Raw genomic sequence first — 23,255 nt, 5'->3', positions numbered from 1 at the left:
CATCCACCCAGCCGGGCACCACCCACCAAAGACCGCGCTTTGAACCAAAGCCACAGCCGAGCACAGCCACCCACCCAGGCCCCCACAAACCCCGCCGCTTTGCAGGATCAGCTCTAGCAGGGGACGCCAGGCCCCGCCCAGTAGTCACGGTGCCAGGCGAAGTACCGCTCGGTCTCCGGCCGGTGCGCGGTGCACCGCCTGCCCCCCAGCAGGTCGAGGTGTTCGGCAAACCGGCCGGGGACGGACCTCACGGCGTCCGACACCCGGACCACCCCGTCCGCGCCGACGGTCACCAGGCCCAGTTCGTAGAGGCTGTCGCAGCCGAACGAGCAGGCGAGCATGGCGACGTTGACCAGGTCGAGGCGTTCGTCGTCGGTGCACTGGGCCCGTTGCTTGATGTGGGCGGCGACCAGGAGGCGCTTGGGGAAGACGTGGCCGCACAGCGCGCAGTCGGCGTGGTCGCGGCCGTTGAGCAGCAGCAGCCGCAGCGATCCCTGTTCGACGCGGCGGCTGCCCGGGGTGGGCACGTCGAGGGCGGTGACGGACCGGTCGCCCACGGGCAGCCGCCCGCCGGAGAGCACGACGGTGGGCGGGGAGGTCGAGGACTCGGTGACGGGCAGGGCGGCCAGGACCGCGCCGACGAATGAGCTGCGGTGTCCCAGCTCCGGGATGCCCACCCGCACCGAGCCCCGTTCCCACAGCAGGTCGAGTCCCGCCTGCACCATGGCCACCGGGACCGACTGCCCGTCCGGTGAACTGGCGGTGGAGACCACCACCGTGTTCTCCGAGACGTCCAGGATGCGGTTGACCTTGCCCTTGCCGACGGTGGTCAGCGAGATGCCGATCATCGGGGTGAGCATGTCCACCGCCCTCGGCGCGTGGGCGGGCGGTGCGGCCAGGTCGGCGAGCAGCCGGTCGGCGTCGTCGGGGCCGTAGTCGGGCACCCGCAGGGCCAGGCGCATCCGCTGGCGGTTGTCGCCGGTGCGGCTCTGGGCGCCGGTCAGCCGCATCCGGACCTTCTCCGGTTCGGTGTTCCGGTCCAGCGCGATCGGCTCGGTGAGGAGCACCCGGGTGTCCGTTTCAGCGGTGACGATTTCGGCGTCGCGCACGCTCAGCCTGCGCAACAGCGTCGTCAGCGCCTCCACGTAGTCGGGGTTTGCCGCGTCGGGTCCGGCTGCCTCGATCACCAGGGTCAGCGTGTCGCCGCTGGGGGTGATGGTGAAGTCGGCGATAAGGTCACTACCGTCCGACCGCTTCGCATGCACGGCGTCAACTGATACACCATCGTTCTGGAGCTTGAGACAGCCACGCATCGGCGGCGGTGCGTGACCGATTCGCGGACAGATGGACACGCTGAGTGAGACCGGGACCTGACGTCCCACAGTCGAGGGATGACGTGACACCATCTGGCGCACGCGAAGGAGGCACCCTATGACCGACCGGACCGAGCAGATGGACGACCTGCAACTGGTCGCCCTACCCAGTGCCGTGGGGTGCACGGAGATGTTCGTGCGGTTCTCCCTGACCGAGTGGAAGCTGCGGTCGATGCGCGACGACGCGGCCGCGGCCGCGGGCAGGCTGGCGCAGGCCGTGGTGGACGCGGCCGAGCCGGGGTCGCCGGGGATGATCACCGCCCGGGTCCGCCTCTCCGGCGGCAACCTGGTGATCGAGGTGGAGTCGTCGCGGCCCGCTCGGGCGCCGTCGGCCCCCGCCGGTGGGCGCTGCGGCGCCGACGACCTCGGACCGGGCAGGCACATGCTGTGGCTGACGATGCCGCTGCCGGGCGGGATGGACGCGGGCGCGGTCCCGCTGCCCCGCCGCCAGCGCAGGCCCTCGCCGGAGGCCGCGCGGCTCGCCGCCGAGGAGGAGGCGGGCGCGCCGCCGGACCCGGACGTGCTCGGGCGCATCCTCTACGGCCTCAACGGCTCGCAGAGCAGGCACCAGAAGTAGGACCCGACCCCAGGAGGCCGCGACCGGAACCCGGTCGCGGCCTCCGCCGTTCCCGCCATCCGGGAGCCTCACCGGACGGTTGTCCTGCTATATGGGAAGACGGGGAAAACAATCGACCAAGTCGGGCGGGATGACGTTCCCCCAGGTCAGCGACTTTCACCCGACCGACAATCACCCGTCAGGGTGAGACCCGAACGGCCCAACCGACCGCTGTGAACGACCGGAAATGGCGGTTTGACGCGGTTCGTCATTCGCAAACCGGACACCGACCGTAACGTGGTGCGGGTCTCAACTCGATGAAACCACCGAGCGGAGTCCCGCATCCGAGCGGGCGGTCGCGACGAAGACCGACGAGGACCTCGACCAGGGGGAGAGATGACCACCACCACCGAACCGCACGAACTCAACCGCAGAGCACTCGCCATGCTGCGGGCCGTGGCCCAGGGCCGCGCCCAGCTCGCGTGCAGCGCCGAACCGGACCTCTACATCGACGGCGTCCCGTGCTGCGACCAGTTCACCGCCCACCTGCTCACGCACGCGGGCCTGATCACCCCGGCCACCGGCCGCTTCGGCGAACTGGTCCCGGCGACGCTCAGCCCGGCGGGCACCGCGGCGCTGTCGACCCCGGTGGCCGCCTGACGGTCGCCGTCCCGCGCACGGCCCCCGCCCCGGGGGCCTTTCGCGTTCCCGGGGCTGGATCAGCGCACCCCGCCCAGGTGCGGGCCGAAGGCGCGGTCCACGCCCACCGACACCCACCAGTCGAGCTGCGCGGCGTCGGTGATGCCGCCCGCGATGACCGAGCGGCCGGTGTCGCGGACCATCGGGACCAGGTCGCGGACGGCCCGGACGAACATCGACGACCCGTCGGCCCCGGCCACCCGGCCCACCACCGTGGCGTCCAGGCTGACCGCCCGCAGGGCGCCCAGGTCCTCCAGGCAGGCCAGGTCACCGCGGGTGCGGCCGAAACCGGTGAGCACGGTGCGGACGCCCAGGTCGACCAGCACGCCCAGGTTCTCCTCGGCCGGGCTGTCCACCTCGCACAGCGCGGCGACCGGCAGGCCCAGTTCCAGCGAGCCGCCCGCGGTGAGCACCCGGCCGACCGCGGCGACGAGGTCCGGGTCGGCGGCCTGCTCGACGGTCAGCTCCAGGTACGGGGGCACCCCGCCCAGGTCGGCGTCGAGGGCGCGCTCCAGCACCCAGTGCCCGAGCGGGACGCCCAGGCCGGTGTCGGCGAGCAGCGCGCGGCAGCGGGCGTCGTCGAGCGGGCCGTGGTCGGGGTGGTCCCAGCGCAGCAGGGCGCGGGCCGCGGCCACCTCCCCCGACGGCACGGCCAGGACGCGTTCGAACTCCACGGACAGCTCGCCGGACTCCCAGGCGCCGGGGATGGACGCGGCGAGCCGGTGGTGTTCACGGCGGCGGGCGTTCTCGTCGGCGTCGACCAGGCCCCACTGGCGCTTGCCCTGCGCCTTGAGCGCGCGCAGTTCGGCGTCGGTGGCGGCCAGCAGTTCCTCGGGCCGGGTGCCGCGCGCGGGCAGCCGGGCCACGGCGATGGTGGCCGAGGCCGCGGTCCCGCCGCCTGCGACGTAGGTGGGTTCGGCCAGCGCGTCGTTGATCTCCGCGGGCAGGTCGCCGACCCGGGTGGTGGGGGTGTGCGGGAGCAGGACGGCGAACTCGTCGCCGCCGATCCGGGCGACCGCGGCGCCGCGGCCCTCCACCACGGACTCCAGCCGGTTGGCGACCTCGCGCAGCACGCGGTCGCCCGCGGCCCGGCCGAGGCCGTCGTTGACCACGGCCAGGTCGTCGAGGCCCAGGTGCAGCACGGACAGCTCGGCGCCGGTCTCCAGCGCCTCCTCGAGCCTGCCGACGAACGCGTCCCGGTTGGGCAGCCCGGTCAGCGGGTCGTGCGTGTCCTGGAAGCTCATCTTGTGCTCGAGCAGGTGCAGGTCGGTGAGGTCGCCCACCATGGTCACCAGGCCGGTGGTCGCGCCGTCGCGGTCGCGCAGCGGCAGCACCACGACGCGCACCCAGACCGGTTCGCCGTCGCGGCCCAGGAAGCGGGTGCGCTGCTCGTCGACCCGCGCGCAGTCGCCCGCGACCAGTTCGGCGTAGCGGTCCAGCAGGTACGCGCGGTCCTCGGGGTGGAACAGGTCGGCGACGGTGCCCGGCAGCGTGCCCGCGGGGTGTTCGAGCACGACCTCCAGCGCCTCGTTCGCCCGCAGGACCCGCCCGTCCGGGGTGCTCAGGACCATGCCCTGCACGGCGGCGGCGAACACCGCCTCGAACCGCTCCTCGACCGCGGCGAGTTCGCGCTCGGCGTCCTCCCGCCGGTGCAGCAGCGACTCGCGCAGACCGCGCTGCTCGGTGAAGACCCGTTCCCGGGATGCCTCGGTGAACCCGACCGCGACCGCGGCGACCGCCTCGGCCACGGCGTCGTCGTCCAGCTCGGGCAGTGCGGTGAGCGCCCGCCGCAGCAGCGGCAGCGAGACGCGCAGGCAGTCGGCGGTGGCGAAACCCGCGTCCACCAACCGCGCGCCGATCCCGGCGGCGGCGACGTGGTCGCCCGCGCGGGCGTGGCCGAGCAGGTCGTCGAGCAGGGCACCGAGTTCGGCCTCGACGTCCTCGTGCGGCGTGGGCACGAAGACGAGCGCGGACAATGCGGTCGCCCACCCGACGGCCAGCTCGGCACGGGGTGGGCTGGTCATGGTCCGTCCTAGGTTCCGGGGGCGGCAACAACTCTGCACCCGATCGGGTACCGAGTGCCACCTTCCTACCCATCGGGGCCGGATCGGGCGATAGGCCGTTCGGGTGCGATCGATCGTGGGGGGACAACACACCCGGTAGGGCGAAGACCGTTCGGGCACAAGGGCTCTGGTCGGATGTGCCCGTTTGGATCAAGCATCCGATCGAGCGGGTCGTCGGGTCCGCCGATCGGGGACCATCGCCCCTGGTGACAACCACGGAGAGCGACTAACGGATGTGACGCAGCGCACTTCCGCCCGACGGCCCCAACAGCCCCGCCGCGACCGCGAGCCTGGTGCCCGCCGCCGCCAGCGCCCGCGCGGCGCCGTGCTCGTCGACCCGGGTGGCGACGTCGTCCTCCACCACGGTCCGCCCGCCCGCCAGCAGCAGCCGCAGCGGTGGCAGCGAGCCGAGCACCAAGGCGGCGACCGGGTCGGCGATGCCCGCGTGCGCCAGGCCGTCGAGCCGCCACAGGGCGACGTCGGCGAGCTTGCCCGGTTCCAGCGAGCCCAGCTCGTCCTGCCTCCCCAGGCACAGCGCGCCGCCCATCGTGCCCAGCCACAGCGCCTGCCGGACGTCGAGGGCGTCCGCGCCGTCGCGCAACCGGGCCTGGTAGGCGGCCTGGCGCAGCTCCGGCCCGAGGCCGCCGTCCTCGTTGGACGCCGCGCCGTCCGCGCCGAGCCCCACCGCGACACCGGCGGCGAGCAGGTCGGCGACCCGGGCGGTGCCCGCGCCGAGCCGGGCGTTCGAGGTGGGGCAGTGCGCGACGCCGGTGCCGCCCGCGGCCAGGACCTCGATGGCGCGGTCGGACAGGTGCACCCCGTGCGCGAGCCACACGTCCGGGCCGATCCAGCCGGTGCGCTCGGCGTACTCCACCGGGGTGCAGCCGTACTCGGCCAGGCACTGCACCTCCTCCCCCACGGTCTCGGCGAGGTGGGTGTGCAGGCGGACCCCGGCGGCGCGGGCCAGTTCGGCCGCGCCCGACATCAGCTCGGCGCTGACCGAGAACGGGGAGCACGGCGCCACCGCGACGCGGGTGAACGCGTCCGGCGCCGGGTCGTGCCAGCGCTCGATCGCGGCCTGGGTCGCGGCCAGGGCGCCGTCGGTGGTCTCGACCAGCGAGTCGGGCGGGAGGCCGCCGGAGGAGACGCCGCGGTCCATCGAGCCGCGCGCGGCGTGCAGCCGGATGCCGACCGCGCCCGCCGCGTCGACGGTGGCGCCGAGCAGGTCGCCGCCCGCGGCGGGGAACACGTAGTGGTGGTCGGCGGCGGTGGTGCAGCCGGTGCGGGCCAGCCGCAGCAGCCCGGCGGTCGCCGCGGCGCGGGTGGTGTCCTCGTCCAACCCGGCCCACACCGGGTACAGCTCGACGAGCCAGTGGAACAGGTCGGACTGCTGCGCGTAGCCGCGGGTCGCCCACTGGTAGAGGTGGTGGTGGGTGTTGACCAGGCCAGGGGTGGCCAGGCAGCCGCGGCCGTCGACGACGCGGTCACCGGGTCCGACCGGGGCCGCCCCGGCGCCGACGGCGGTGATCCGGCCGCCGTCGACGACCACGTGGCCCTCGGCGTACTCGGTGCCGCGGGCGTCCACGGTGGCCACGGCCGCGCCCTGGATGACAGCCCGGGTCACCACCAGGCGAGTCCGGGGTCGGGTGCGCCCGTGCGGCGGACGGTGCCCTCGATCAGCCCGTACGGCCGGTCGGCCACCTGGTAGACCTGCTGCGGGTTGTCCAGGTCGAACGGCTCCAGGTCGACCAGGAAGTGGTGCTTGTTCGGCAGCGCCAGCCGGATCTCGGCGAGGCCGTCGTCACCGCTGAGCACGTACTGGCCCATCGAGTACAGCGTCTGCTGCAACGAGTGGCTGTAGGTGGCGGCGAAGGCGTTGAGCAGCCGGTCCTTGGCCCCGGCGAAGGAGGCGGCCCAGTCGGTCCGGGTGGGGTCGGCGTGGCGCCAGCGCGCGGTGACGTCGGTGGCGAGGATGCGGTCGGAGGTCTCGGCCAGCGTCGTGTACCGGTCGCGGGGGAAGCCGTGGAACTCCGAGCCGGTCGTGTTGAGGACGGTGACGCCCTCGACGCCGGAGACCACCCACGCCGTCGTGCCGTCGTAGGTGGCCGACGCGGTGCGCGTGCCCGCGGTGCGGGTGAAGGAGTGCCCGGTGGCGGGGATGCGCTCCCAGCCGTACTGCTCGATCCGCACCCTGGCGCGGGTGATCGCCGGGGCGGAGTCGACGAAGTGCCTGGCCAGGCGCAGCGCGAACTCCTCGATCTCGCCGATGCCGTCGCGGGCGAAGGCGTGGACGGTGTTCTTCTGCGTGTCCGTGGGCAGGACGCCGGTGTTGTCGCCGGTCAGGTGCGTGGCGGCGAGGTCACCGGCGAGGGTGGTGGTGACGTTGAGGTCGGTGATGCCGTGCGCCTGGGGACCGCGGTCCACCCGGACCAGCCGGACCTCCGCCTTGCCGTACTGGTTCTCGCCGAGCTCGAATGTCATCAACTTCCCCGGTAGGTGGAATAGCCGAACGGGCTGAGCAGGAGCGGCACATGGTAGTGGCCCTCTGTTGCCCGGAAGACGACGCTGACCTCCGGGTAGAACGCACCGGGGCCCAGGTGGTCGCCGGTGTCGAACGTGAACCGGTGCTCCCCCGGCTCGGCGGCCCAGCCGGGCACGCGGCCGTCGTCGTCGGTGGTGTGCTCGCCGACGGGCACCCAGGTGTCGCCGTCGCGCCGCTCGTGCCGGACCCGCAGGCCCGCGGCGGGTCGCCCGGCGGCGGTGTCGAGGACGTGGGTGGACAGGGTGAGGCTCATCGGCCCACCAGCTTCCCGAGCCGCAGCTCGACGATCTTGGCCAGTTCCCCGCGCACGGCGCGGCGCTCCTCGGTCTCGTCGTTGGTCAGCCGGTGGCGCAGCGCGGCGAGCACGGCCTCGGCGGGCAGCCCGGTCGCGCAGACGAGGAAGACGTGCCCGAACCGCTGCTCGTAGACCCGGTTCCCCTCGATCAGGTCTGCCCTGATCCGGTCGTCGGCGGTGGCGGCGGCCGACTGCTCCTGCCGCGACCAGCCGGACTCCCGGTCGGCGCCGCCCGCCCGTTCCCCGATCCGGGGGTGCGCCGCCAGCGCCTCCAGCACGTCCGACCAGTCCAACCCGGCCAGCACCTCGGCGGAGGCCGTCACGAGGTCGTCGAGGTCGGCGAACGGACCCCGCGCCACGACCTGTTCGGCCCACCGGCGCGAGGCGCAGCAGGAGAGCAGGTCGGCGGTGTCGACGCCGTCGGTGGTGGTGATGAGGTCGCCCGGCACGGACGCCAGTCAACACGAGCACAGCCGCCAGTCAACACGCGCTAGCACAAACAGGCCACCGGCAAAAGCGACGAAGAAACAGCAGGCCCCCCGGGGATCTCTTGTAGGTTCCTCCAATTGACCGGCCCGCCACCCCGGAGGACCTGAGTGAACCTGGAGTCGCTCCTCGACCACCCGGACCTGGGGCTGGAGGTGCACGTCCCGCCCGAGGACCCGAAGCGGCCGGTCCGGTACGTCCACACCACCGATCACCCGGACCCGTCGCGCTACCTGAGCGGGGGTGAGCTGGTGCTGACCGGCCTCCTGTGGTGGCGACCGGAGCGGGCGGAGGCGTTCGTGGCGGCGCTGGCCCGGGCGGGCGCGGTGGCGCTGGGCACCGGGGTCACCGAGGCGGGCGAGGTGCCCGCGGAGCTGGTCGCGGCGTGCTTCCGCCACGGCGTGCCGCTGTTCGAGGTGCCGCGCGGGGTGTCGTTCGCCTCGGTCACCGAGCACGTGGTGCTGGGCGCGGCCCGGACCAGGGCGCGCGCGGGCGAGGGCGTGCCGGACCTGGCCACGGCGGTGGCGAACGCGGCGACCGCGCTGGAGGGCGGCTGCTGGGTGCTCTCCCCCACCGGCCGGGTCGTCGCGGGCACGACCTCGGCGCCCCCGATCGGGCTGCGCCAGGGGTTGGTCCGCAGGTTCCTGGAGGCGACCCGGCTGCCGCTGACCGTGCGCGGCCCCGGCCACCTCCCGCACACCGTGGCGGAGGCGTCGGTGACCGGGACGCGCGCGCTGGACTGGTTCCTGGCGGTGCAGGGCGAGCAGGAGCGGTGGACGTCGCACCAGCGGCACCTGGTGGACGTCCTGGCGGTGGCGGCGGCCAACGAGCAGTCCGCACGCGACAGCGCCCGCCGCGCGGCGGCCCGGGTGCCGCTGGAGCGGGCGGCGGACGGGTTCGCCCGGCCGGATGAGCTGTGCGTGCTCAGCGCCTCGGCGGACAAGGCGACACCGGACGTGGCCGCGGCGGTGCTGGCCGAACTGGCGGAGACCCTGGGCCTGGCGGCGGTGGTGACCGAGGTGGACGAGGAGGTCTTCGCCGTCCTCGGGGTGCGCCGCAACCGGCGGGACCGGGTGCTCGACGAACTGGTGGAGCTGGCCCGGCTGCTGGAGCGCGGGTTCGGCGACGCCAGGGTGGCCATCGGCGTCGGCGGGGTCACCGACGCGGCGGGGTTGCCCACCTCGGTCGAGCAGGCCCGCAACGCCCGCCTGGTCGCCGAGCGCCGCGACTGCCGGGCGGGGGTGCAGGACGGTGTGCAACTGGGCGCCTTCCACACCCTGCTGGTGGGGGTCCCCGACGACCAGCGCGCCGCGTTCCGCCGCTGGGTCCTCGGCCCGGTCCTGGACTACGACGCCGAGCACCAGTCCGACCTGGTGCACACGCTGCGGGTGTTCCTCGCCTGCTCCGGCTCGTGGACCAGGGCCGCGGAGAAGCTGCACGTCCACGTCAACACCCTGCGCTACCGCGTCGGCCGGGTCGAGGAGCTGACCGGCCGCGACCTGTCGTCCCTGGCCGCTCAGGTGGACCTGGTGCTGGCGCTGGAACTCGGGTCCGCTTGACTTGCCACCCCGGTCCGCAAGGGGGTTCGCGATGGCTCCGGTGTCCTTCGTCCACGTCACCGCCGTCCGGCGGCTGACCCCGCACACGACCCGCGTCACCTTCACCGGCGACGGCCTGGACACCCTGACCCGGTGGCCGGACCAGCAGCTCAAGCTGTGCTTCCCGCGCCCGGGCCAGTCCGAACCGAGAATCCCGGCCGAGCACCCGGCCGACGTGATGCGCTGGTACCAGGCGTTCATGGCCATCCCGGGACCGGAACGCCCCTGGATGCGCAGCTACACCGTCCGCCACCTCCGGCCCGGCGCAGCCGAGTTCGACGTGGACTTCGTCCTGCACGACACCCCCGGCCCGGCCACCGAGTGGGCGGCCGGGGCGCGGGTGGGCGACACCCTGGCCCGCTACGGCCCGGCCCGCCAGTACGCCCGGTCCCTCCCCCGCGGCGACGACCACCTCTTCGCGGGCGACCTCGCCGCCCTCCCGGCCATCGCCACGCTCCTGGAGTCCCTGCCGGACCCGGCCACCGCCCAGGTCTTCATCGAGGTCCCCGACCTCTCCGACGCCCAGGACCTGCCCCACCCGATCACCTGGCTCCCCCGCGGCTCGACCGCACCCGCCGACAGCACGCTCCTGCTGGAAGCGGTCCGGTCGGCCAAGACCACCCCGGACACCGTCGCCTGGATCGCCACCGAGGCCACGATCACCCGCACCCTCCGCCGCCACCTGGTCGACCGGGGCATCCCCAAGCCCCGCATCGAGTTCACCGGCTACTGGCGCCACACCCTCACCCAGGACGACGCCCCCACCGCCGAAGACCTCACCGACGCCCGGGAACGCGTCGCCCGCGACGGCTAGCGCAGCCTGGCCTCGAACTCCTCGACGTCGGCGGTGAACCAGAGCTGCCCGCCGCGGTTGCTCTCGGCCACGAACGCCCGCAGGGCCGAACTCCCGGCCGTGTACCCGGAGATGTCGCCGACCACGGCCAAACCCAGGCGGTAGTTGACGAACTTCTGCACGACCTCGCCCGCCACCCCGGTGCGCAACGTGAAGAAGTCCGCTCCCAGCCGCTGCGCCGGGATCGCCACCCACGTGGCGCCCATCGCCCAGGCATCGCCGATCAGGTCGATCGCACCCGCCGCGTCGAGCACGGGTCCGGTGGGCGGCACGTGCAGGATCATGGTCCCTCCCGGAGGAATTCGAGGATCGGCGCGGTCTGACCGGTGATGTGGTGCCCCTGCTCGGGGAGCACCCGGACGTCGGCGTGCGGAACCTCGGCGGCGAGCCGACGAGCGGTCGCCGCCGCGTCGAGCATCGCGTCCCGGGCGCCCAGGAGGGCGAGGACCGGCATCGCCAACCCGAGCCGCCCGAAGACCGGCAGCGGTTCCATCCGGGGCTTGAAGCTGCGGAAGACCAACACCAGGTGGTCCACCAGCTCCGGCGGCACCGCCCCCACGGCGGCCTTGATCGACCGCCGCAACCCCCACTCGCCGAGCAGGGCGAGCAGCACGCCCTTCACCATGAACCCGGCCCGGCGCGGCGCGAACCCACCGGGGTTGAGCAGCACCAGCCGCCGCACCCGATTCGAGCGCAGCGCGTAGTCGGTGACGAGGAACCCGCCGAGCGACACCCCGACGAACGCCGCGCCTGCGACGCCCACCGCGTCGAGCACGTCGTCGAACCACTCCGCGTGCCCCGGGCCGTCGAGCGGGAGCCGGGTCTCGGCGCTGAGGCCGGGTTCGCCCAGCACGTCCACGGCGATCACCCGGAACTCCCGCGACCACCCGGCGACGTCGTCCAGCCACATCGCCGTGTTCGACCCGGAGCCGTGCACGAGCACGACGGGCGGCGCGTCCGCCGGGCCGGACGCGACGACGAACGTGTCCCCGTGCCGCGTGGGCACCACGAGCCGTTCGGCGGGCACCGGCCAGCGGTCGAGCAGTTCCCGGTAGGCGGCGCGGACCTCCTCGCCGCGCGCCCGGTAGATGCCGCTCACCCGCGCACCACCGCTTCGACGATCCGCAGCAGTTCCGCGCAGGCGCCCGGGTCGCCGAAGGCCATGACCCGCAACCGACCGCGCTTCTCGTCGAACACGGTCTGCACCCGCAGCCCCTGCCCGGCGACGGCGATCACCGCCGTCGTCACCCGGTCGGCGTTGCCCCGGTCGATGTCCTCCACCTGCGCGATCGTCGTGACGTCCACTGTGGACCCGGGTTGCGCGGCCACGCCGGTGAACGCGTCGAGGTCCGCCCGCGAGATCCGGTACTGCTTGCCGATCCGCTGCGCGCGCAGCCGCCCGTCGCGGATGTACCCGCGCACGGTCCGCACGTGCAACCCGAGCGCCTCGGCGACCTGGTCCACTGACAGCCAGTCCATATCACTCCCTAAACTTCCCTAAACGACTCTAACATCGATGCTTAGGGAGTCATACCGAAGGCAGCAGGCGCCCCGACCGGAGTCGGAGCGCCTGCTGGGGACGAGCGGTCGGGGGGACGACTACTCGAAGACCTCACCCTTCTCGGCCTTGGCGACCAGGGAGGCGGGCGGGGTGAAGCGCTCGCCGTAGGCGGCCGCCAGCTCGTTGGCCCGGGCCACGAAGCCCGCCACACCGCCGGGGTAGCCGTTGATGTACTGGATGACACCACCGGTCCAGGGCGGGAAGCCGATGCCGAAGATGGAGCCGATGTTGGCGTCCGGCACCGTGCGCAGGACGTTCTCGTCGAAGCACTTCACCGTTTCCAGCGCCTCGGCGAAGAGCATCCGCTCCTGCATGTCCTTGAACGGGATCTCGTTGCCGCCGCCGAAGGCGTCGCCGAGACCGGCCCAGAGACCGGCGCGCTTGCCCTGGTCGTCGTACTCGTAGAAGCCCGCACCGGCGGAGCGGCCCTTGCGGTCGAACTCGTCGACCATCCGGTCCACCACGCCATCCGACGGGTGCCCCGGCCAGGTGCCGCCCGCGGCCTCGATCGCGGCCTTGGTCTCGTCGCGGATCTTGCGCGGCAGGGTCAGCGTCAACTCGTCCAGCAACTGCAGCGGCGGCGCCGGGTACCCGGCCTGGGTGCCCGCCTGCTCGATCGACGCGGGCACCAGGCCCTCGCCGACCATGGCCACGGCCTCGTTGATGAACGTGCCGATGACCCGGCTGGTGAAGAAGCCGCGGCTGTCGTTGACGACGATCGGGGTCTTCTTGATCTGCAACGCGTAGTCGAACGCCTTGGCCAGCGCCACGTCCGAGGTCTTCTCGCCGACCACGATCTCCAGCAGCGGCATCTTGTCGACCGGGGAGAAGAAGTGCAGGCCGATGAAGTCCTCCTGCCGCTTCACCCCCTCAGACAGCAGGGTGATCGGCAGCGTGGAGGTGTTGGAGCCCAGCAGCGCGTCCGGCGCCACCAGGTCCTCGACCTCACCGAAGACCTTCTTCTTCAGCTCCGGGGACTCGAACACCGCCTCGACCACCAGGTCCACCCCGGCGACGTCCTGCGGGTCGGCGGTCGGGGTGATCCTGGCCAGGACCTCGTCGGCCTTCTCCTGGGTCAGCTTGCCCCGGCCCACGGCCTTGGCCAGGATCTTCTCCGAGTACGCCTTGCCCTTCTGCGCCGCCTCGATGGTGACGTCCTTGAGGACGACCTCGATGCCCGCGCGAGCGCTGGAGTAGGCGATGCCCGCCCCCATCATCCCGGCGCCGAGCACGGCGACCTTGCGCGCGGTGTACTTCGGCTGGCCGTCGGGGCGGGAGTTGCCCTTGTTGATGGCCTGCAGGTCGAAGAAGAACGCCTTGATCATGTTCTTCGACACCTGGCCGCACACCAGGTCCACGAAGTACTGCGTCTCGATCCTCGTGGCGTTGTCCAGGTCGACCTGGGAGCCCTCGATGGCCGCGGCGAGGATGTTGCGCGGGGCGGGCATCGGGGCGCCCTTGAGCTGCTTGCGCAGGTTCGCCGGGAACGCGGGCAGGTTCGCCGCGAACGACGGGCTCGACGGGGTGCCGCCGGGGATGCGGTAACCCTTGACGTCCCAGGGCTGCACGGCCTCGGGGTTGGCCTTGACCCACGCCTTGGCCGCGGCGAGCAGCTCCTCCGGGGTGGAGACCAGCTCGTCGACCAGGCCCAGCTCCTTGGCCTTGGCGGGCTTGTGCCGCTGACCCTGGAGCAGGACGTTGAGCAGCGCGCTCTGGATGCCCAGCAGCCGCACGGTGCGCGAGACGCCACCGCCACCGGGCAGCAGGCCCAGGCTCACCTCGGGCAGGCCGATCTCGCTGCCCCTGGCGTCGAGGGCGACGCGGTGGTGGGTGGCCAGCGCGATCTCGTAGCCGCCGCCGAGCGCGGCGCCGTTGATGGCCGCCACGACCGGCTTGCCGAGCTGCTCCAGGCGCCGCAACTGCGCCTTCATCTCGTCGACCCGCTCGGTGATGGCCGCGGCGTCCTCCGGCCCGGCCTTGCCGAGCTGGTTGAGGTCGCCACCGGCGAAGAAGGTCTTCTTCGCGGAGGTGATCACGACACCGGTGATGGAGTCCTTCTCGGCCTCCAGCCGGTCGACCGTGGGCCCGAACGACTCCCGGAAGGTGTCGTTCATGGTGTTCGCGGACTGGTTCGGGTCGTCCATGGTGAGCACGACGATGCCGTCGGCGTCGGACTCCCACTTGATCATGTTCTCGGTCATCTTCCCGGCCTCAGACTCGCTCGATGATGGTCGCGACGCCCATGCCGCCGCCGATGCACAGGGTGACCAGGCCCCGGCGGGCGCCGCGGCGCTCCAGCTCGTCGACCACGGTGCCGGTGATCATCGCGCCGGTGGCGCCCAGCGGGTGGCCCATGGCGATGGCGCCGCCGTTGACGTTGATCTTCTCGTGCGGGACGTCCAGGTCCTTCATGAACTTCATGACGACCGCGGCGAAGGCCTCGTTCAGCTCCCAGACGTCGATGTCGTCCGGGGTCAGGCCCGCCAGCCGCAGCGCCTTCTGCGCGGCCGGGGTGGGCCCGGTCAGCATGATGGTCGGCTCGGCGCCGGTCACCGCGGCGGAGACGATCCGGGCGCGCGGGGTCAGGCCCGCGGCCTTGCCCGCCGCCTCGTTGCCGACCAGCACCAGCGCGGCACCGTCGACGATGCCGGAGGAGTTCGCGGCGGTGTGCACGTGGTCGATCTTCTCGACCCAGTGGTACTTCTGCAGCGCCACGGCGTCGAAGCCGCCCATCTCGCCCATGCCCGCGAACGACGGCCCCAACTTGCCCAGGCCCTCCACGGTGGACTCCGGGCGCATGTGCTCGTCGTGGTCGAGCAGCACCACGCCGTTGCGGTCCTTGACCGGGACCACGGACTTGGTGAAGTAGCCCGCCGACCAGGCCGCCGCCGCGCGCTTCTGCGACTCGACCGCGTAGGCGTCGACGTCGGCGCGGGAGAAGCCCTCGATGGTGGCGATCAGGTCGGCGCTGATGCCCTGCGGGACGAAGTAGCTCTCGTAGCTGGTCTCCGGGTCCATCGCCCACGCGCCGCCGTCGGAGCCCATCGGCACCCGCGACATCGACTCGACACCACCGGCGATGACCAGTTGGTTCCAGCCGGAGCGGACCTTCTCCGCGGCCGTGTTGACCGCTTCCAGGCCCGAGGCGCAGAACCGGTTCAACTGCACGCCCGCGACGCTGTCGGGCAGGCCCGAGACGATCGCGGCGGTGCGCGGGAGCACCGAGCCCTGGTCCCCGACGGGGGAGACGATGCCCAGCACGATGTCGTCGATCGTGGCCGGGTCCAGGTCCGGGTGGCGGGTCTTGAGCTCGTCGATGAGTCCCACGACGAGCGAGATGGGCTTGACGCCGTGCAGCGAGCCGTTCTTCTTGCCACGGCCGCGCGGCGTGCGGATCGCCTCGTAGATGAAGGCTTCGTTACTCACGCTCGTCCAGTCCTTCCGACGGTACGTGTGCGCTAATGACGATTCACATGATGCCCCGAATCCGCTGGTTGTCAATGTGAGACGGCCACCCTATGGTTGCAATCCGAACCTCACCCAGGAAGGGGCGCCGGTGACCGCTCGGAGCAGGCCGCGCAACCGCAGGGCCCAGTTGGCCGACGCGGCGGCGGCGCTGTTCGGCAAGCGCGGCTACCACTCGGTCGGCGTCGGCGACATCGCCGCCGCGGCGGGCATCACCGCCTCCGCGCTCTACCGGCACTTCCAGAACAAGCAGGACGTGCTCGGGCACGTGCTGCTCACCGGGGTGGACGAGCTGGCCGAGCGGGTGCACGACGCGGTCTCCGGCCTCGCCGACGACCCGCAGAGCAGGCTGGCACCGCTGCTGCTGGCCGCCGCCGAGGTGTCCATCGAGCGCAGGGAGCTGACCGCGCTGTGGCGCTGGCAGGGCCGCCACCTGCGCGAAGCCGACCAGAAGGAGCTGCGCGGGCGGGCCGCGACGCTGCTCAGCGCGTGGCTGACCGGCCTGCGCCGCCTGCGCCCGGAGCTGTCGTCGGGGCAGGCGCACCTGCTGTGCTTCGCCGCGCTGAGCGTGTTCGGCAGCGTCGGCGACCACCGCGCGACCCCGCGCTCGGGGTTCGCGCCGCTGCTGGCCCGCCTCGGCGAGGCGGTGGTGCGCGCGGACCTGCCCACCCCGGCGCCGCGCGCGGACGGGTGGCGCACCCGGGTCGCGCCCGCGCCGTCGCGCCGGGAGGAACTGCTGACCGCGGCCACCCGGCTGTTCCGCGAGCGCGGGTTCCACGCGGTCAGCATGGACGACATCGGCGCGGCGGGCGGGATCGCCGGGCCGAGCGTGTACCGGCACTTCGCGGGCAAGTCCGACCTGCTGCTGGCCGCCTCGCGCCGGATGGCCGACCGGCTCACCCTGGGCCTGGAGGACTCGCTGGCCACCGCCACCGACCCGGCGGACGCGCTGCGCAGGCTCGCCCGCTCCTACGTGGACACGGTCCTGCGCTCCGACGACCTGATCGCCGTCTACACCACCGAGTTGGCGAACCTGCCCGAGCGCGACGGCCGGGAACTGCGGGCGATGCAGCGCGGGTACGTCGCCGAGTGGGTCCGGCTGCTGCGCGAGGTCGCCCCCGGGCTGGACGAGCCCACGGCCAGGGTCGCCGTGCACGCCGCGCTGACCATCGTCAACGACATCCCGCGCACCCAGCGCTTCACCACCCGCCCCGGCCTGGCCGACGAGCTGTCCACACTGGCGGCCACCGTGCTGCGCGCCGCGGTCGAGGACCGGTGAAGACCACGTTGCCCAGGTGCCGACCGCGGTGTTCGCCTCGGCTTCCCCGCTGATCGGCGAGGGGCCGCGTGGTCGGGTGACCGGCCGTCCCGACCCTCTCCTGGACGCAGACGACGGGCAGGCAACCCCGGGGGTGACGGCGTCCGGCCGTACCCATTGGACTGAACGGCGGCACTCACCACACGAATCCGGTTGATCACGCAACGGAGCAGGTCCGGTGCGGCAGCATGCGGGCCACTGGCTATCGTCTGCTGATCTTCACCGCGCACTGTGCGCGCGGGCTGGGCCGCGGGGAGTGGGACATGGCGACGGGGATGCTCGACCGGTGGTTGTCGGGCCGGCGGTGGCCGGTGACCGACTTGGCGGCGCCCCCCGCCGACAGCGACCTGCGGGCGGTGCCCGGCGACTCGGGTCCCCCGGTCCTCGGGCACACCCTGTCGATGTTCCGGCAGGGCGACTTCGGCCTGCGCCGCCACCGGGAGCTGGGCCCGGTGTCGTGGGCGCGGGCGTTCGGGGCGCGCATCGTCGCCGCCACCGGCCCGGACGCCGCGCAGGAGGTGCTGGTCAACCGGGACAAGGCGTTCTCCCAGGCGGGCTGGACCTTCCTGGTCGGCCCGTTCCTCAACCGCGGCCTGCTCCTGCTCGACAGCGAGGAACACCTGCACCACCGCAGGCTCATGCAGGAGGCGTTCACCACCAGCCGCATCGAGGGCTACCTGGACCGGGTCGACACCCTGGCCAAGCGGGTGGTCCCCACGTGGGAACCCGGCCCGGCCTACCCCGCGCTGCGCCGCCTCACCCTCGACGTGGCCACCGAGGTGTTCATGGACGCCCCGGTCGAGGACGCCGCCGCCCTGCAACGGGCCTTCACCGACACCTCCCGGGCAGGCATGGCGGTGGTCCGCCGCCCGGTCCCCGGCGGCCGCTGGTCGGCGGGCCTGCGCGGCCGCAAGGCCCTGGAGGACTTCTTCCGCCCCCGCATCGCCGAGCGCCGCACCAGCACCGCCACCGACCTGTTCACGGCCCTGTGCCAGGCCCGCACCGACGAGGGCCACATGTTCACCGACGACGACGTCGTCAACCACATGATCTTCATCATCATGGCCGCCACCGACTCCACCACCACGGCCCTCACCTCGGCCATGCACCAACTCGGCCGCCACCCCGACTGGCAGGACCGGGCCAGGGCCGAGTGCCTGTCGGTGGACCCGCCCACGGTCACCTCACTGGGCGGCCTCACCGCCCTGGACCTGGTCGTCAAGGAATCCCTGCGCCTGGTCGCCCCCCTGCCCACCCTGGCCCGCCGCACGGTGAAGGACACGTCCCTGCAGGGCCACTACGTCCCCAAGAACACCCTGGTCTTCCTCTCCCCCGGCATCAGCCACAAACTCGACGACTACTGGACCGACCCCACCCGCTTCGACCCGGACCGCTTCGCCGAACCCCGCCGCGAGGACAAGTCCCACCGCTACGCCTGGATGCCCTTCGGCGGCGGCGCGCACAAGTGCCTGGGGATGCACTTCGGGATGTTCGAGGTGAAGGCCCTGCTGCACGCGATCCTGCGCACCTTCCGCTGGGAGTTCCCACCGGACTACGAACTGGTGTGGGACACCAACTCCATCCCCGTCCCCGCCGACAACCTCCCGATCCACCTGGAACGGTTGTGAGCCAGGAAGAATCGCCACCGATCGCGGGCGGCTCGGGACTCTTCGACGGGTTCGAGGGCTACCGCACCCCACAACCCGGCGACTACAAGGAGATCGCCACCTCCGGGCTCATCGCCTTGGACGCCAACGTCCTGTTGAACCTCTACCGGTACAACGAGGCCACCCGCAACGACCTGATGTCGCTCATGGAATTGGTCAGCGCCCGACTGTGGGTGCCGCATCAGGCGATGGAGGAATTCTGGCGCAACCGGGAAACCGCCGCCAATGGGGCGTGGGCGAGCACGCAGGAGGCGATCGAGGCGCTGGAGAAGGCGCGCCGGGCCACCGAGGCGGCGATGTCCATGTGGGCCAAGAAGACCGCGTTGGCCGACGACCCGCGCGATGAGGTGCTGGGCGAACTGGGCCCCGCACTCGACCGGGCAGTCAGGTCGCTCAACGCGCAAGCGGAGAAGGACCGCGTCAAGGGCGCCCAGGACACCGCGCTCGACCCCATCGTCACTCGGCTCGCCCGCATCCTGGAAGGCCGGGTTGGACCACCGCTCCCGGATGAGGACTACGCCACGGCACTGGAAGAAGCCGAACGGCGCATCCAAGCCAAGCTGCCCCCCGGCTACCGGAGCGGTTACAAGGACAATGCATACCGCGCGGACGACTATCTGATCTGGGAACAGCTCCTCCGCGCAGCGGCGAACGCCGGGTGCGACGCGCTCTTCGTCACGGGCGACACCAAGGACGACTGGTGGCGCCGCAACCGGGGCCGGGCACTGGGACCCCGACCCGAACTGGTCGAAGAGTTCCGGCGGCGCACGGGCCGGATGCTGTTCATGCTCCAGCCCCAGGAATTCCTGCGGGACATCGGCAGCGCCATCAACGCGAACATCAGTCCCACCTCGGCGGTCGAGGTCGAGCGGGTCGACCACTTGCTGAAAGCCACTCCTGAGACCAACGAACGATCGGTGATACAGGCGCGTCTGGACGCGGCCATGCAGCGGGTCTACGAAGTGGCTGAAGATTTCGTCAGCGGGACTTGAGGTCGCGCCTGCGTTGCGCTCACCACCGCGAGGAGTGACTGTCCGGCTCATTCGGTGATCGCGGTGGTGAGCATGGCGGTCCACTGGGCGAGGACTCGGCGGCGGCGCTTGGTGTCGTCGGTGAGGACGTTGGCCAGGCCGAGGCCTCGGGCCATGTCGAGGGTTGCCTGCACGGCTTCGCGGATGCCGGGGCGGGATTCGTCCACGCCGAGGGCTTCGAGGGTGAGGCGGTGGGTTTCGCGGCCCACTCGGGCTTCGAGGGGGACGACCTGGGCCTTGAGGGGTTCGTCGGAGGCGGCGGCGACCCAGAGTTGGAGGGCCGCGCGGAAGAGCTTGCCGGTGAACATCTCGCCGAGGGTGTGGACGACGAACTCGGTGCGGTCGCGACCGGGGGGCAGGTTGGGGAGGTTGGCGCGGAGGTGGGTGAGGCGTTCCTCGGTGACGTATTCGATGGCTGCGGTGAAGAGGTCTTCCCGGGTGGGGAAGTGGTGTTGGGCGGCGCCCCGGGAGACGCCGGCGTGTTCGGCGACCACCGAGACCGTGCTGCCGGACCAGCCGACCTCGGCGAGGCAGTCCACGGCGGCGGCCAGCAGCCGCTGCCGGGTGGCCCGGCTGCGGTCCTGGCGGGGTTCGCGGACTGCCTCGACCATCGCGGCGCTCCTAGTAGGACTTGGGCAGGCCCAGGGAGAACTGGGCGACGAAGTTGAGGATCATCTCGCGGCTGACCGGTGCGATGCGGGTCAGCCGGGAGGCCGCCACCAGGGCGCCCAGGCCGTACTCGCTGGCCAGGCCGTTGCCGCCGTGGGTCTGGACGGCGGCGTCCACGGCGTTGACCACGGCCTCGCCCGCCGCGTACTTGGCCATGTTGGCGGCCTCGCCCGCGGCCATGTCGTCGCCGGAGTCGTAGAGGGCGGCGGCCTTCTGGGTCATCAGCTTGGCCAGTTCCAGTTCGACCTTCGCCTTGGCCAGGGGGTGCGCCACGGCCTGGTGGGCGCCGATGGGTTCCTTCCACACGGTGCGGGTCTTGGCGTACTCGACGGCCTTGTCCAGGGCGAAGCGGCCCATGCCGACGGCGTAGGCGGAGGCCATGATGCGTTCGGGGTTGAGGCCCGCGAAGAGTTGCATGAGTGCCGCGTCCTCGGAGCCGACCAGGGCCTCGGCGGGGAGGTGGACGTCGTCGATGAAGACCTGGAACTGGCTGTCGGGGGCGATGACGTCCATCTCGATGCGCTGGAACTCGAAGCCGGGGGCGTCGGTGGGCACGACGAACAGGGCGGGCTTGAGCTTGCCCGTCTTCGCGTCCTCGGTGCGGCCGACCACCATCACCGACTGCGACTCGTCCACGCAGGAGATGTAGACCTTGCGGCCGTTGAGCACCCAGCCGTCGCCGTCGCGGCGGGCGGTGGTGGTGAGCCGGTGGGCGTTGGACCCGGCGTCGGGCTCGGTGATGGCGAAGGCCATCCGCAGGGTGCCGTCGGCGAAGCCGGGCAGCCAGCGCGACTTCTGCTCCGGGGTGCCGAAGCGGGCGATGATCGTCGCGCAGATGGCGGGTGAGACGACCATCTGCAGCAGGCCGGTGCCGGTGGCGCCGAGTTCCTCGCAGACCGCGGCGAGGTCGCCGATGCCGCCGCCCCCGCCGCCGAACTCCTCGGGCACGCTGACCCCGAGGTAGCCCAGCTCGCCCGCCTCGTTCCACAGTTCGGTGGTGTGGCCGCCGGAGCGCGCCGCCTTGAGCGTGTACTCGTGGCCGTACTTGCGGCCCAGTTCGGCGACCGCCTTGCGCAGCGCCTGGCGTTCCTCGGACTCGGTGAAGCTCATGACCCCTCCTCGGCAGTGCGGACGACCGCGAGCACGCGGCCGACGTCGACCTGGTCCCCGGCGGACACCGGCAACTCGGCGACGACCCCGTCGGCGGGGGCGTCGATCCGGTGTTCCATCTTCATCGCTTCCAGCCACAGCAGCGGCTGCCCGGCCGTGACGGAATCCCCGGCGCCGACCGCGACCCGCACGACGGTGCCGGGCATCGGGGCCAGCAGCGACCCCGCGGCGACCTGGTCGGCCGGGTCGGGGAACCGGTCGACCGCGGTGAGCGCGACCGGACCCAGCGCGGAGTCGACCCACACCGAGCCGCCGACCGCGGTCACCTCGAACCGCCGCCGGACCCCGGCCACCTCCAGCTCGACCACCCGGGCGGTGGCGGACACCAGCCGCACGCCGGTGAACCCGTCGGCGGCCAGCCCGGCGCGGCCGACCCGGTAGCGCACCTCGTGCTCGCCGGTGGCCCCCGTGTAGACCTTGACCTGCGGCTGCGACACCACGTTGCGCCAGCCACCGGGGACGCGGCCGAGCACCCGGGCGGCGGCCCGGTTCGCCTCGGCGTCGGCCAGCGCGGCGGCGAGGGCGGACAGCGCCTCGGTGTCCTTGTCCGCCAGCGGTTCGGACAGCGCGCCCAGGCCGTGCCGGTCGAAGAACGCGGTGTCGGTCTCGCCCGCCAGGAAGGCCGGGTGGCGCAGCACCCGCACCAACAGGTCGCGGTTGGTGTGCACGCCGTGCACCCGGGACCCGGCCAGGGCGCCGGCGAGCGCGCGGGCGGCGGCGGTGCGGTCGGGTGCCCAGGCGATGACCTTGGCCAGCATCGGGTCGTAGTGCACCCCGACCACCGAGCCCGACTCCACACCGGAGTCGAGGCGCAGCCCGCGCCCACCCGCGGCGGTGAAGTGCGCGGTGACGCCGGGGACGTCGAAGTGGTGCAGGGTCCCGCTCTGCGGCCGCCAGTCCAGCGCCGGGTCCTCGGCGTAGAGCCGGACCTCGATGGCGTGCCCGGCGGACTCCGGCGGGTCAGCCGCGAGCGGCGCGCCCTCCGCGACGGACAGTTGCAGGGCCACCAGGTCCAGGCCGATGACGCACTCGGTGACCGGGTGCTCGACCTGCAGGCGGGTGTTCATCTCCAGGAAGTAGAAGCGACCGGCGTCGTCGGCGAGGAATTCAACGGTTCCCGCGCCCTCGTAGCGGATGGCGCCCGCGGCCTTGCGGGCGGCGTCGAACAGCCGCTCGCGCATCCCCGGCGTGCGCTCCACCAGCGGTGACGGCGCTTCCTCGACGACCTTCTGGTGGCGGCGCTGGATGGAGCACTCGCGCTCGCCCACCGCCCACACGGTGCCGTGCCGGTCGGCCATGACCTGCACCTCGATGTGGTGCCCGCTCTCCAGGTAGGGCTCGACGAACACGGTCGGGTCGCCGAACGCGGACGCGGCCTCGGACCGGGCCGCGGCCAGTTCGCCGTCGAGGTCGGCGAGCCGCCGCACCACCCGCATCCCCCGGCCGCCGCCGCCCGCGGAGGCCTTGACCAGCAGCGGCAGGTCGGCCTCGGTGGGCTCGGCGACGTCGGTGAGGGTCGGCACCCCCGCCTCGGCCATCAGCAGCTTGGACTCGATCTTGGAGCCCATCCGCTCGATGGCCTCGACCGGCGGCCCGACCCAGGTCAGGCCAGCCGCCAGGACGGCCCTGGCGAACTCGGCGTTCTCGGACAGGAAGCCGTAGCCGGGGTGCACGGCGTCGGCCCCGGCGTCGAGCGCGGCCCGGATGAGCAGGTCCGGCCGCAGGTAGGTCTCGGCCGGGCTGGAGCCGGGGAGCCGGACGGCCGCGTCGGCCTCCCGCACGTGCGGGGAGTCCGCGTCGGCGTCGGAGTGAACCGCGACGGTGGCGATGCCGAGGTCGCGGGCGGTGCGGAAGACCCGGCGGGCGATCTCGCCGCGGTTGGCCACGAGCAGGCTGGTGATCATCGGGC

At 72.7% G+C, this 23,255-nt stretch carries 21 protein-coding genes; 7 read left to right on the top strand and 14 right to left on the bottom strand.

Translation table 11 applies throughout. The features are described from left to right. Positions 1–113: 113 nt before the first annotated feature. Positions 114–1,265: a hypothetical protein gene (locus tag DFQ13_RS14920; RefSeq protein WP_110080260.1), complete on the bottom strand. Its 1,152-nt coding sequence runs from the start codon at positions 1,263–1,265 to the stop codon at positions 114–116. A 166-nt stretch (positions 1,266–1,431) separates the two neighbouring features. On the opposite strand from DFQ13_RS14920, the gene DFQ13_RS14915 reads away from it, so the two are divergent. Together DFQ13_RS14915 and DFQ13_RS14910 are read left to right on the top strand one after the other, a co-directional pair. Continuing rightward, the gene (locus tag DFQ13_RS14915; protein ID WP_035284225.1) at positions 1,432–1,950 is read left to right on the top strand and encodes a hypothetical protein; all 519 of its coding nucleotides are present in this window, start codon (positions 1,432–1,434) and stop codon (positions 1,948–1,950) included. A gap of 375 nt (positions 1,951–2,325) precedes the next feature. Then, positions 2,326–2,589, top strand: a complete 264-nt coding sequence (locus DFQ13_RS14910; RefSeq protein WP_110080259.1) for a hypothetical protein — start codon at positions 2,326–2,328, stop codon at positions 2,587–2,589. A gap of 59 nt (positions 2,590–2,648) precedes the next feature. Here the strand turns inward: DFQ13_RS14910 and DFQ13_RS14905 are convergent, their stop codons facing one another. From DFQ13_RS14905 to uraD, 5 genes are all read right to left on the bottom strand, one after another. After that, the gene (locus DFQ13_RS14905; RefSeq protein ID WP_110080258.1) at positions 2,649–4,652 is read right to left on the bottom strand and encodes a diguanylate cyclase domain-containing protein; all 2,004 of its coding nucleotides are present in this window, start codon (positions 4,650–4,652) and stop codon (positions 2,649–2,651) included. A gap of 265 nt (positions 4,653–4,917) precedes the next feature. After that, positions 4,918–6,315 (bottom strand): 8-oxoguanine deaminase, encoded by a 1,398-nt coding sequence (locus DFQ13_RS14900; RefSeq protein ID WP_110080527.1) that lies wholly within the window; start codon positions 6,313–6,315, stop codon positions 4,918–4,920. After that, complete coding sequence (pucL, locus tag DFQ13_RS14895) at positions 6,312–7,172, bottom strand: factor-independent urate hydroxylase (protein WP_110080257.1); 861 nt, start codon at positions 7,170–7,172, stop codon at positions 6,312–6,314. The genes DFQ13_RS14900 and pucL overlap by 4 nt, the downstream gene beginning before the upstream one ends. Then, complete coding sequence (gene uraH / locus DFQ13_RS14890) at positions 7,172–7,486, bottom strand: hydroxyisourate hydrolase (RefSeq protein ID WP_035284233.1); 315 nt, start codon at positions 7,484–7,486, stop codon at positions 7,172–7,174. The genes pucL and uraH overlap by 1 nt, the downstream gene beginning before the upstream one ends. Then, positions 7,483–7,977, bottom strand: a complete 495-nt coding sequence (gene uraD, locus DFQ13_RS14885; protein WP_219994459.1) for a 2-oxo-4-hydroxy-4-carboxy-5-ureidoimidazoline decarboxylase — start codon at positions 7,975–7,977, stop codon at positions 7,483–7,485. The genes uraH and uraD overlap by 4 nt, the downstream gene beginning before the upstream one ends. Before the next feature lie 147 nt (positions 7,978–8,124). Here uraD and DFQ13_RS14880 point away from each other — a divergent pair, with 147 nt between their 5' ends. Both DFQ13_RS14880 and DFQ13_RS14875 read left to right on the top strand, forming a co-directional pair. Next, complete coding sequence (locus DFQ13_RS14880; protein ID WP_110080256.1) at positions 8,125–9,573, top strand: PucR family transcriptional regulator; 1,449 nt, start codon at positions 8,125–8,127, stop codon at positions 9,571–9,573. A gap of 31 nt (positions 9,574–9,604) precedes the next feature. Further along, entirely contained in the window at positions 9,605–10,426 is an 822-nt protein-coding gene (locus tag DFQ13_RS14875; RefSeq protein WP_110080255.1) for a siderophore-interacting protein, read from the top strand. On the opposite strand, the gene DFQ13_RS14870 is transcribed toward DFQ13_RS14875, so the two are convergent. From DFQ13_RS14870 to DFQ13_RS14850, 5 genes are all read right to left on the bottom strand, one after another. Further along, the gene (locus tag DFQ13_RS14870; RefSeq protein ID WP_084175823.1) at positions 10,423–10,749 is read right to left on the bottom strand and encodes a DUF4180 domain-containing protein; all 327 of its coding nucleotides are present in this window, start codon (positions 10,747–10,749) and stop codon (positions 10,423–10,425) included. The genes DFQ13_RS14875 and DFQ13_RS14870 overlap by 4 nt on opposite strands. Continuing rightward, on the bottom strand, positions 10,746–11,564 hold the full coding sequence (locus DFQ13_RS14865) for an alpha/beta fold hydrolase (RefSeq protein WP_110080254.1): 819 nt from the start codon (positions 11,562–11,564) through the stop codon (positions 10,746–10,748). Before DFQ13_RS14865 ends, DFQ13_RS14870 begins: the two co-directional genes overlap by 4 nt. Next, positions 11,561–11,944: a helix-turn-helix domain-containing protein gene (locus DFQ13_RS14860; protein ID WP_035284245.1), complete on the bottom strand. Its 384-nt coding sequence runs from the start codon at positions 11,942–11,944 to the stop codon at positions 11,561–11,563. Before DFQ13_RS14860 ends, DFQ13_RS14865 begins: the two co-directional genes overlap by 4 nt. Positions 11,945–12,064: 120 nt before the next feature. Beyond that, the gene (locus DFQ13_RS14855; RefSeq protein WP_110080253.1) at positions 12,065–14,227 is read right to left on the bottom strand and encodes a 3-hydroxyacyl-CoA dehydrogenase NAD-binding domain-containing protein; all 2,163 of its coding nucleotides are present in this window, start codon (positions 14,225–14,227) and stop codon (positions 12,065–12,067) included. A 10-nt stretch (positions 14,228–14,237) separates the two neighbouring features. After that, the gene (locus tag DFQ13_RS14850; protein ID WP_110080252.1) at positions 14,238–15,452 is read right to left on the bottom strand and encodes an acetyl-CoA C-acetyltransferase; all 1,215 of its coding nucleotides are present in this window, start codon (positions 15,450–15,452) and stop codon (positions 14,238–14,240) included. A 130-nt stretch (positions 15,453–15,582) separates the two neighbouring features. Here DFQ13_RS14850 and DFQ13_RS14845 point away from each other — a divergent pair, with 130 nt between their 5' ends. From DFQ13_RS14845 to DFQ13_RS14835, 3 genes are all read left to right on the top strand, one after another. Continuing rightward, a complete protein-coding gene (locus DFQ13_RS14845) occupies positions 15,583–16,770 on the top strand; it encodes a TetR/AcrR family transcriptional regulator (RefSeq protein WP_035284254.1) in 1,188 nt (395 codons plus the stop codon). 302 nt (positions 16,771–17,072) lie between these two features. After that, positions 17,073–18,437, top strand: a complete 1,365-nt coding sequence (locus tag DFQ13_RS14840; protein ID WP_181399994.1) for a cytochrome P450 — start codon at positions 17,073–17,075, stop codon at positions 18,435–18,437. After that, positions 18,434–19,468, top strand: a complete 1,035-nt coding sequence (locus DFQ13_RS14835; protein WP_035284256.1) for a PIN-like domain-containing protein — start codon at positions 18,434–18,436, stop codon at positions 19,466–19,468. The genes DFQ13_RS14840 and DFQ13_RS14835 overlap by 4 nt, the downstream gene beginning before the upstream one ends. 47 nt (positions 19,469–19,515) lie before the next feature. Here DFQ13_RS14835 and DFQ13_RS14830 read toward each other — a convergent pair whose 3' ends face one another. The 3 genes from DFQ13_RS14830 to DFQ13_RS14820 are packed head-to-tail and all read right to left on the bottom strand — an operon-like array spanning position 19,516 to position 23,250. Next, a complete protein-coding gene (locus DFQ13_RS14830; RefSeq protein WP_110080250.1) occupies positions 19,516–20,118 on the bottom strand; it encodes a TetR/AcrR family transcriptional regulator in 603 nt (200 codons plus the stop codon). A gap of 10 nt (positions 20,119–20,128) precedes the next feature. Further along, positions 20,129–21,286 (bottom strand): acyl-CoA dehydrogenase family protein, encoded by a 1,158-nt coding sequence (locus DFQ13_RS14825; protein WP_110080249.1) that lies wholly within the window; start codon positions 21,284–21,286, stop codon positions 20,129–20,131. After that, positions 21,283–23,250, bottom strand: coding sequence for an acetyl/propionyl/methylcrotonyl-CoA carboxylase subunit alpha (locus DFQ13_RS14820; RefSeq protein ID WP_110080248.1), 1,968 nt, complete (start codon positions 23,248–23,250; stop codon positions 21,283–21,285). Before DFQ13_RS14820 ends, DFQ13_RS14825 begins: the two co-directional genes overlap by 4 nt. Positions 23,251–23,255 lie beyond the last annotated feature (5 nt).

It is taken from the genome of Actinokineospora spheciospongiae (assembly GCF_003182415.1).
Taxonomy (GTDB): Bacteria; Actinomycetota; Actinomycetes; order Mycobacteriales; family Pseudonocardiaceae; genus Actinokineospora; species Actinokineospora spheciospongiae.
Note: the sequence above shows the minus strand (reverse complement) of the source record. Positions and strands in the feature narration are given on the sequence as shown.

Coding starts and splice junctions, on each gene's coding strand:
- DFQ13_RS14875 (WP_110080255.1), top strand. CDS start 9,605: ATGGCTCCGGTGTCCTTCGTCCACGTCACCGCCGTCCGGCGGCTGACC.
- DFQ13_RS14855 (WP_110080253.1), bottom strand. CDS start 14,227: ATGACCGAGAACATGATCAAGTGGGAGTCCGACGCCGACGGCATCGTC.
- pucL (WP_110080257.1), bottom strand. CDS start 7,172: ATGACATTCGAGCTCGGCGAGAACCAGTACGGCAAGGCGGAGGTCCGG.
- DFQ13_RS14820 (WP_110080248.1), bottom strand. CDS start 23,250: ATGATCACCAGCCTGCTCGTGGCCAACCGCGGCGAGATCGCCCGCCGG.
- DFQ13_RS14870 (WP_084175823.1), bottom strand. CDS start 10,749: ATGATCCTGCACGTGCCGCCCACCGGACCCGTGCTCGACGCGGCGGGT.
- DFQ13_RS14830 (WP_110080250.1), bottom strand. CDS start 20,118: ATGGTCGAGGCAGTCCGCGAACCCCGCCAGGACCGCAGCCGGGCCACC.
- DFQ13_RS14915 (WP_035284225.1), top strand. CDS start 1,432: ATGACCGACCGGACCGAGCAGATGGACGACCTGCAACTGGTCGCCCTA.
- DFQ13_RS14840 (WP_181399994.1), top strand. CDS start 17,073: ATGGCGACGGGGATGCTCGACCGGTGGTTGTCGGGCCGGCGGTGGCCG.
- DFQ13_RS14910 (WP_110080259.1), top strand. CDS start 2,326: ATGACCACCACCACCGAACCGCACGAACTCAACCGCAGAGCACTCGCC.
- uraH (WP_035284233.1), bottom strand. CDS start 7,486: ATGAGCCTCACCCTGTCCACCCACGTCCTCGACACCGCCGCCGGGCGA.
- DFQ13_RS14905 (WP_110080258.1), bottom strand. CDS start 4,652: ATGACCAGCCCACCCCGTGCCGAGCTGGCCGTCGGGTGGGCGACCGCA.
- DFQ13_RS14825 (WP_110080249.1), bottom strand. CDS start 21,286: ATGAGCTTCACCGAGTCCGAGGAACGCCAGGCGCTGCGCAAGGCGGTC.
- DFQ13_RS14860 (WP_035284245.1), bottom strand. CDS start 11,944: ATGGACTGGCTGTCAGTGGACCAGGTCGCCGAGGCGCTCGGGTTGCAC.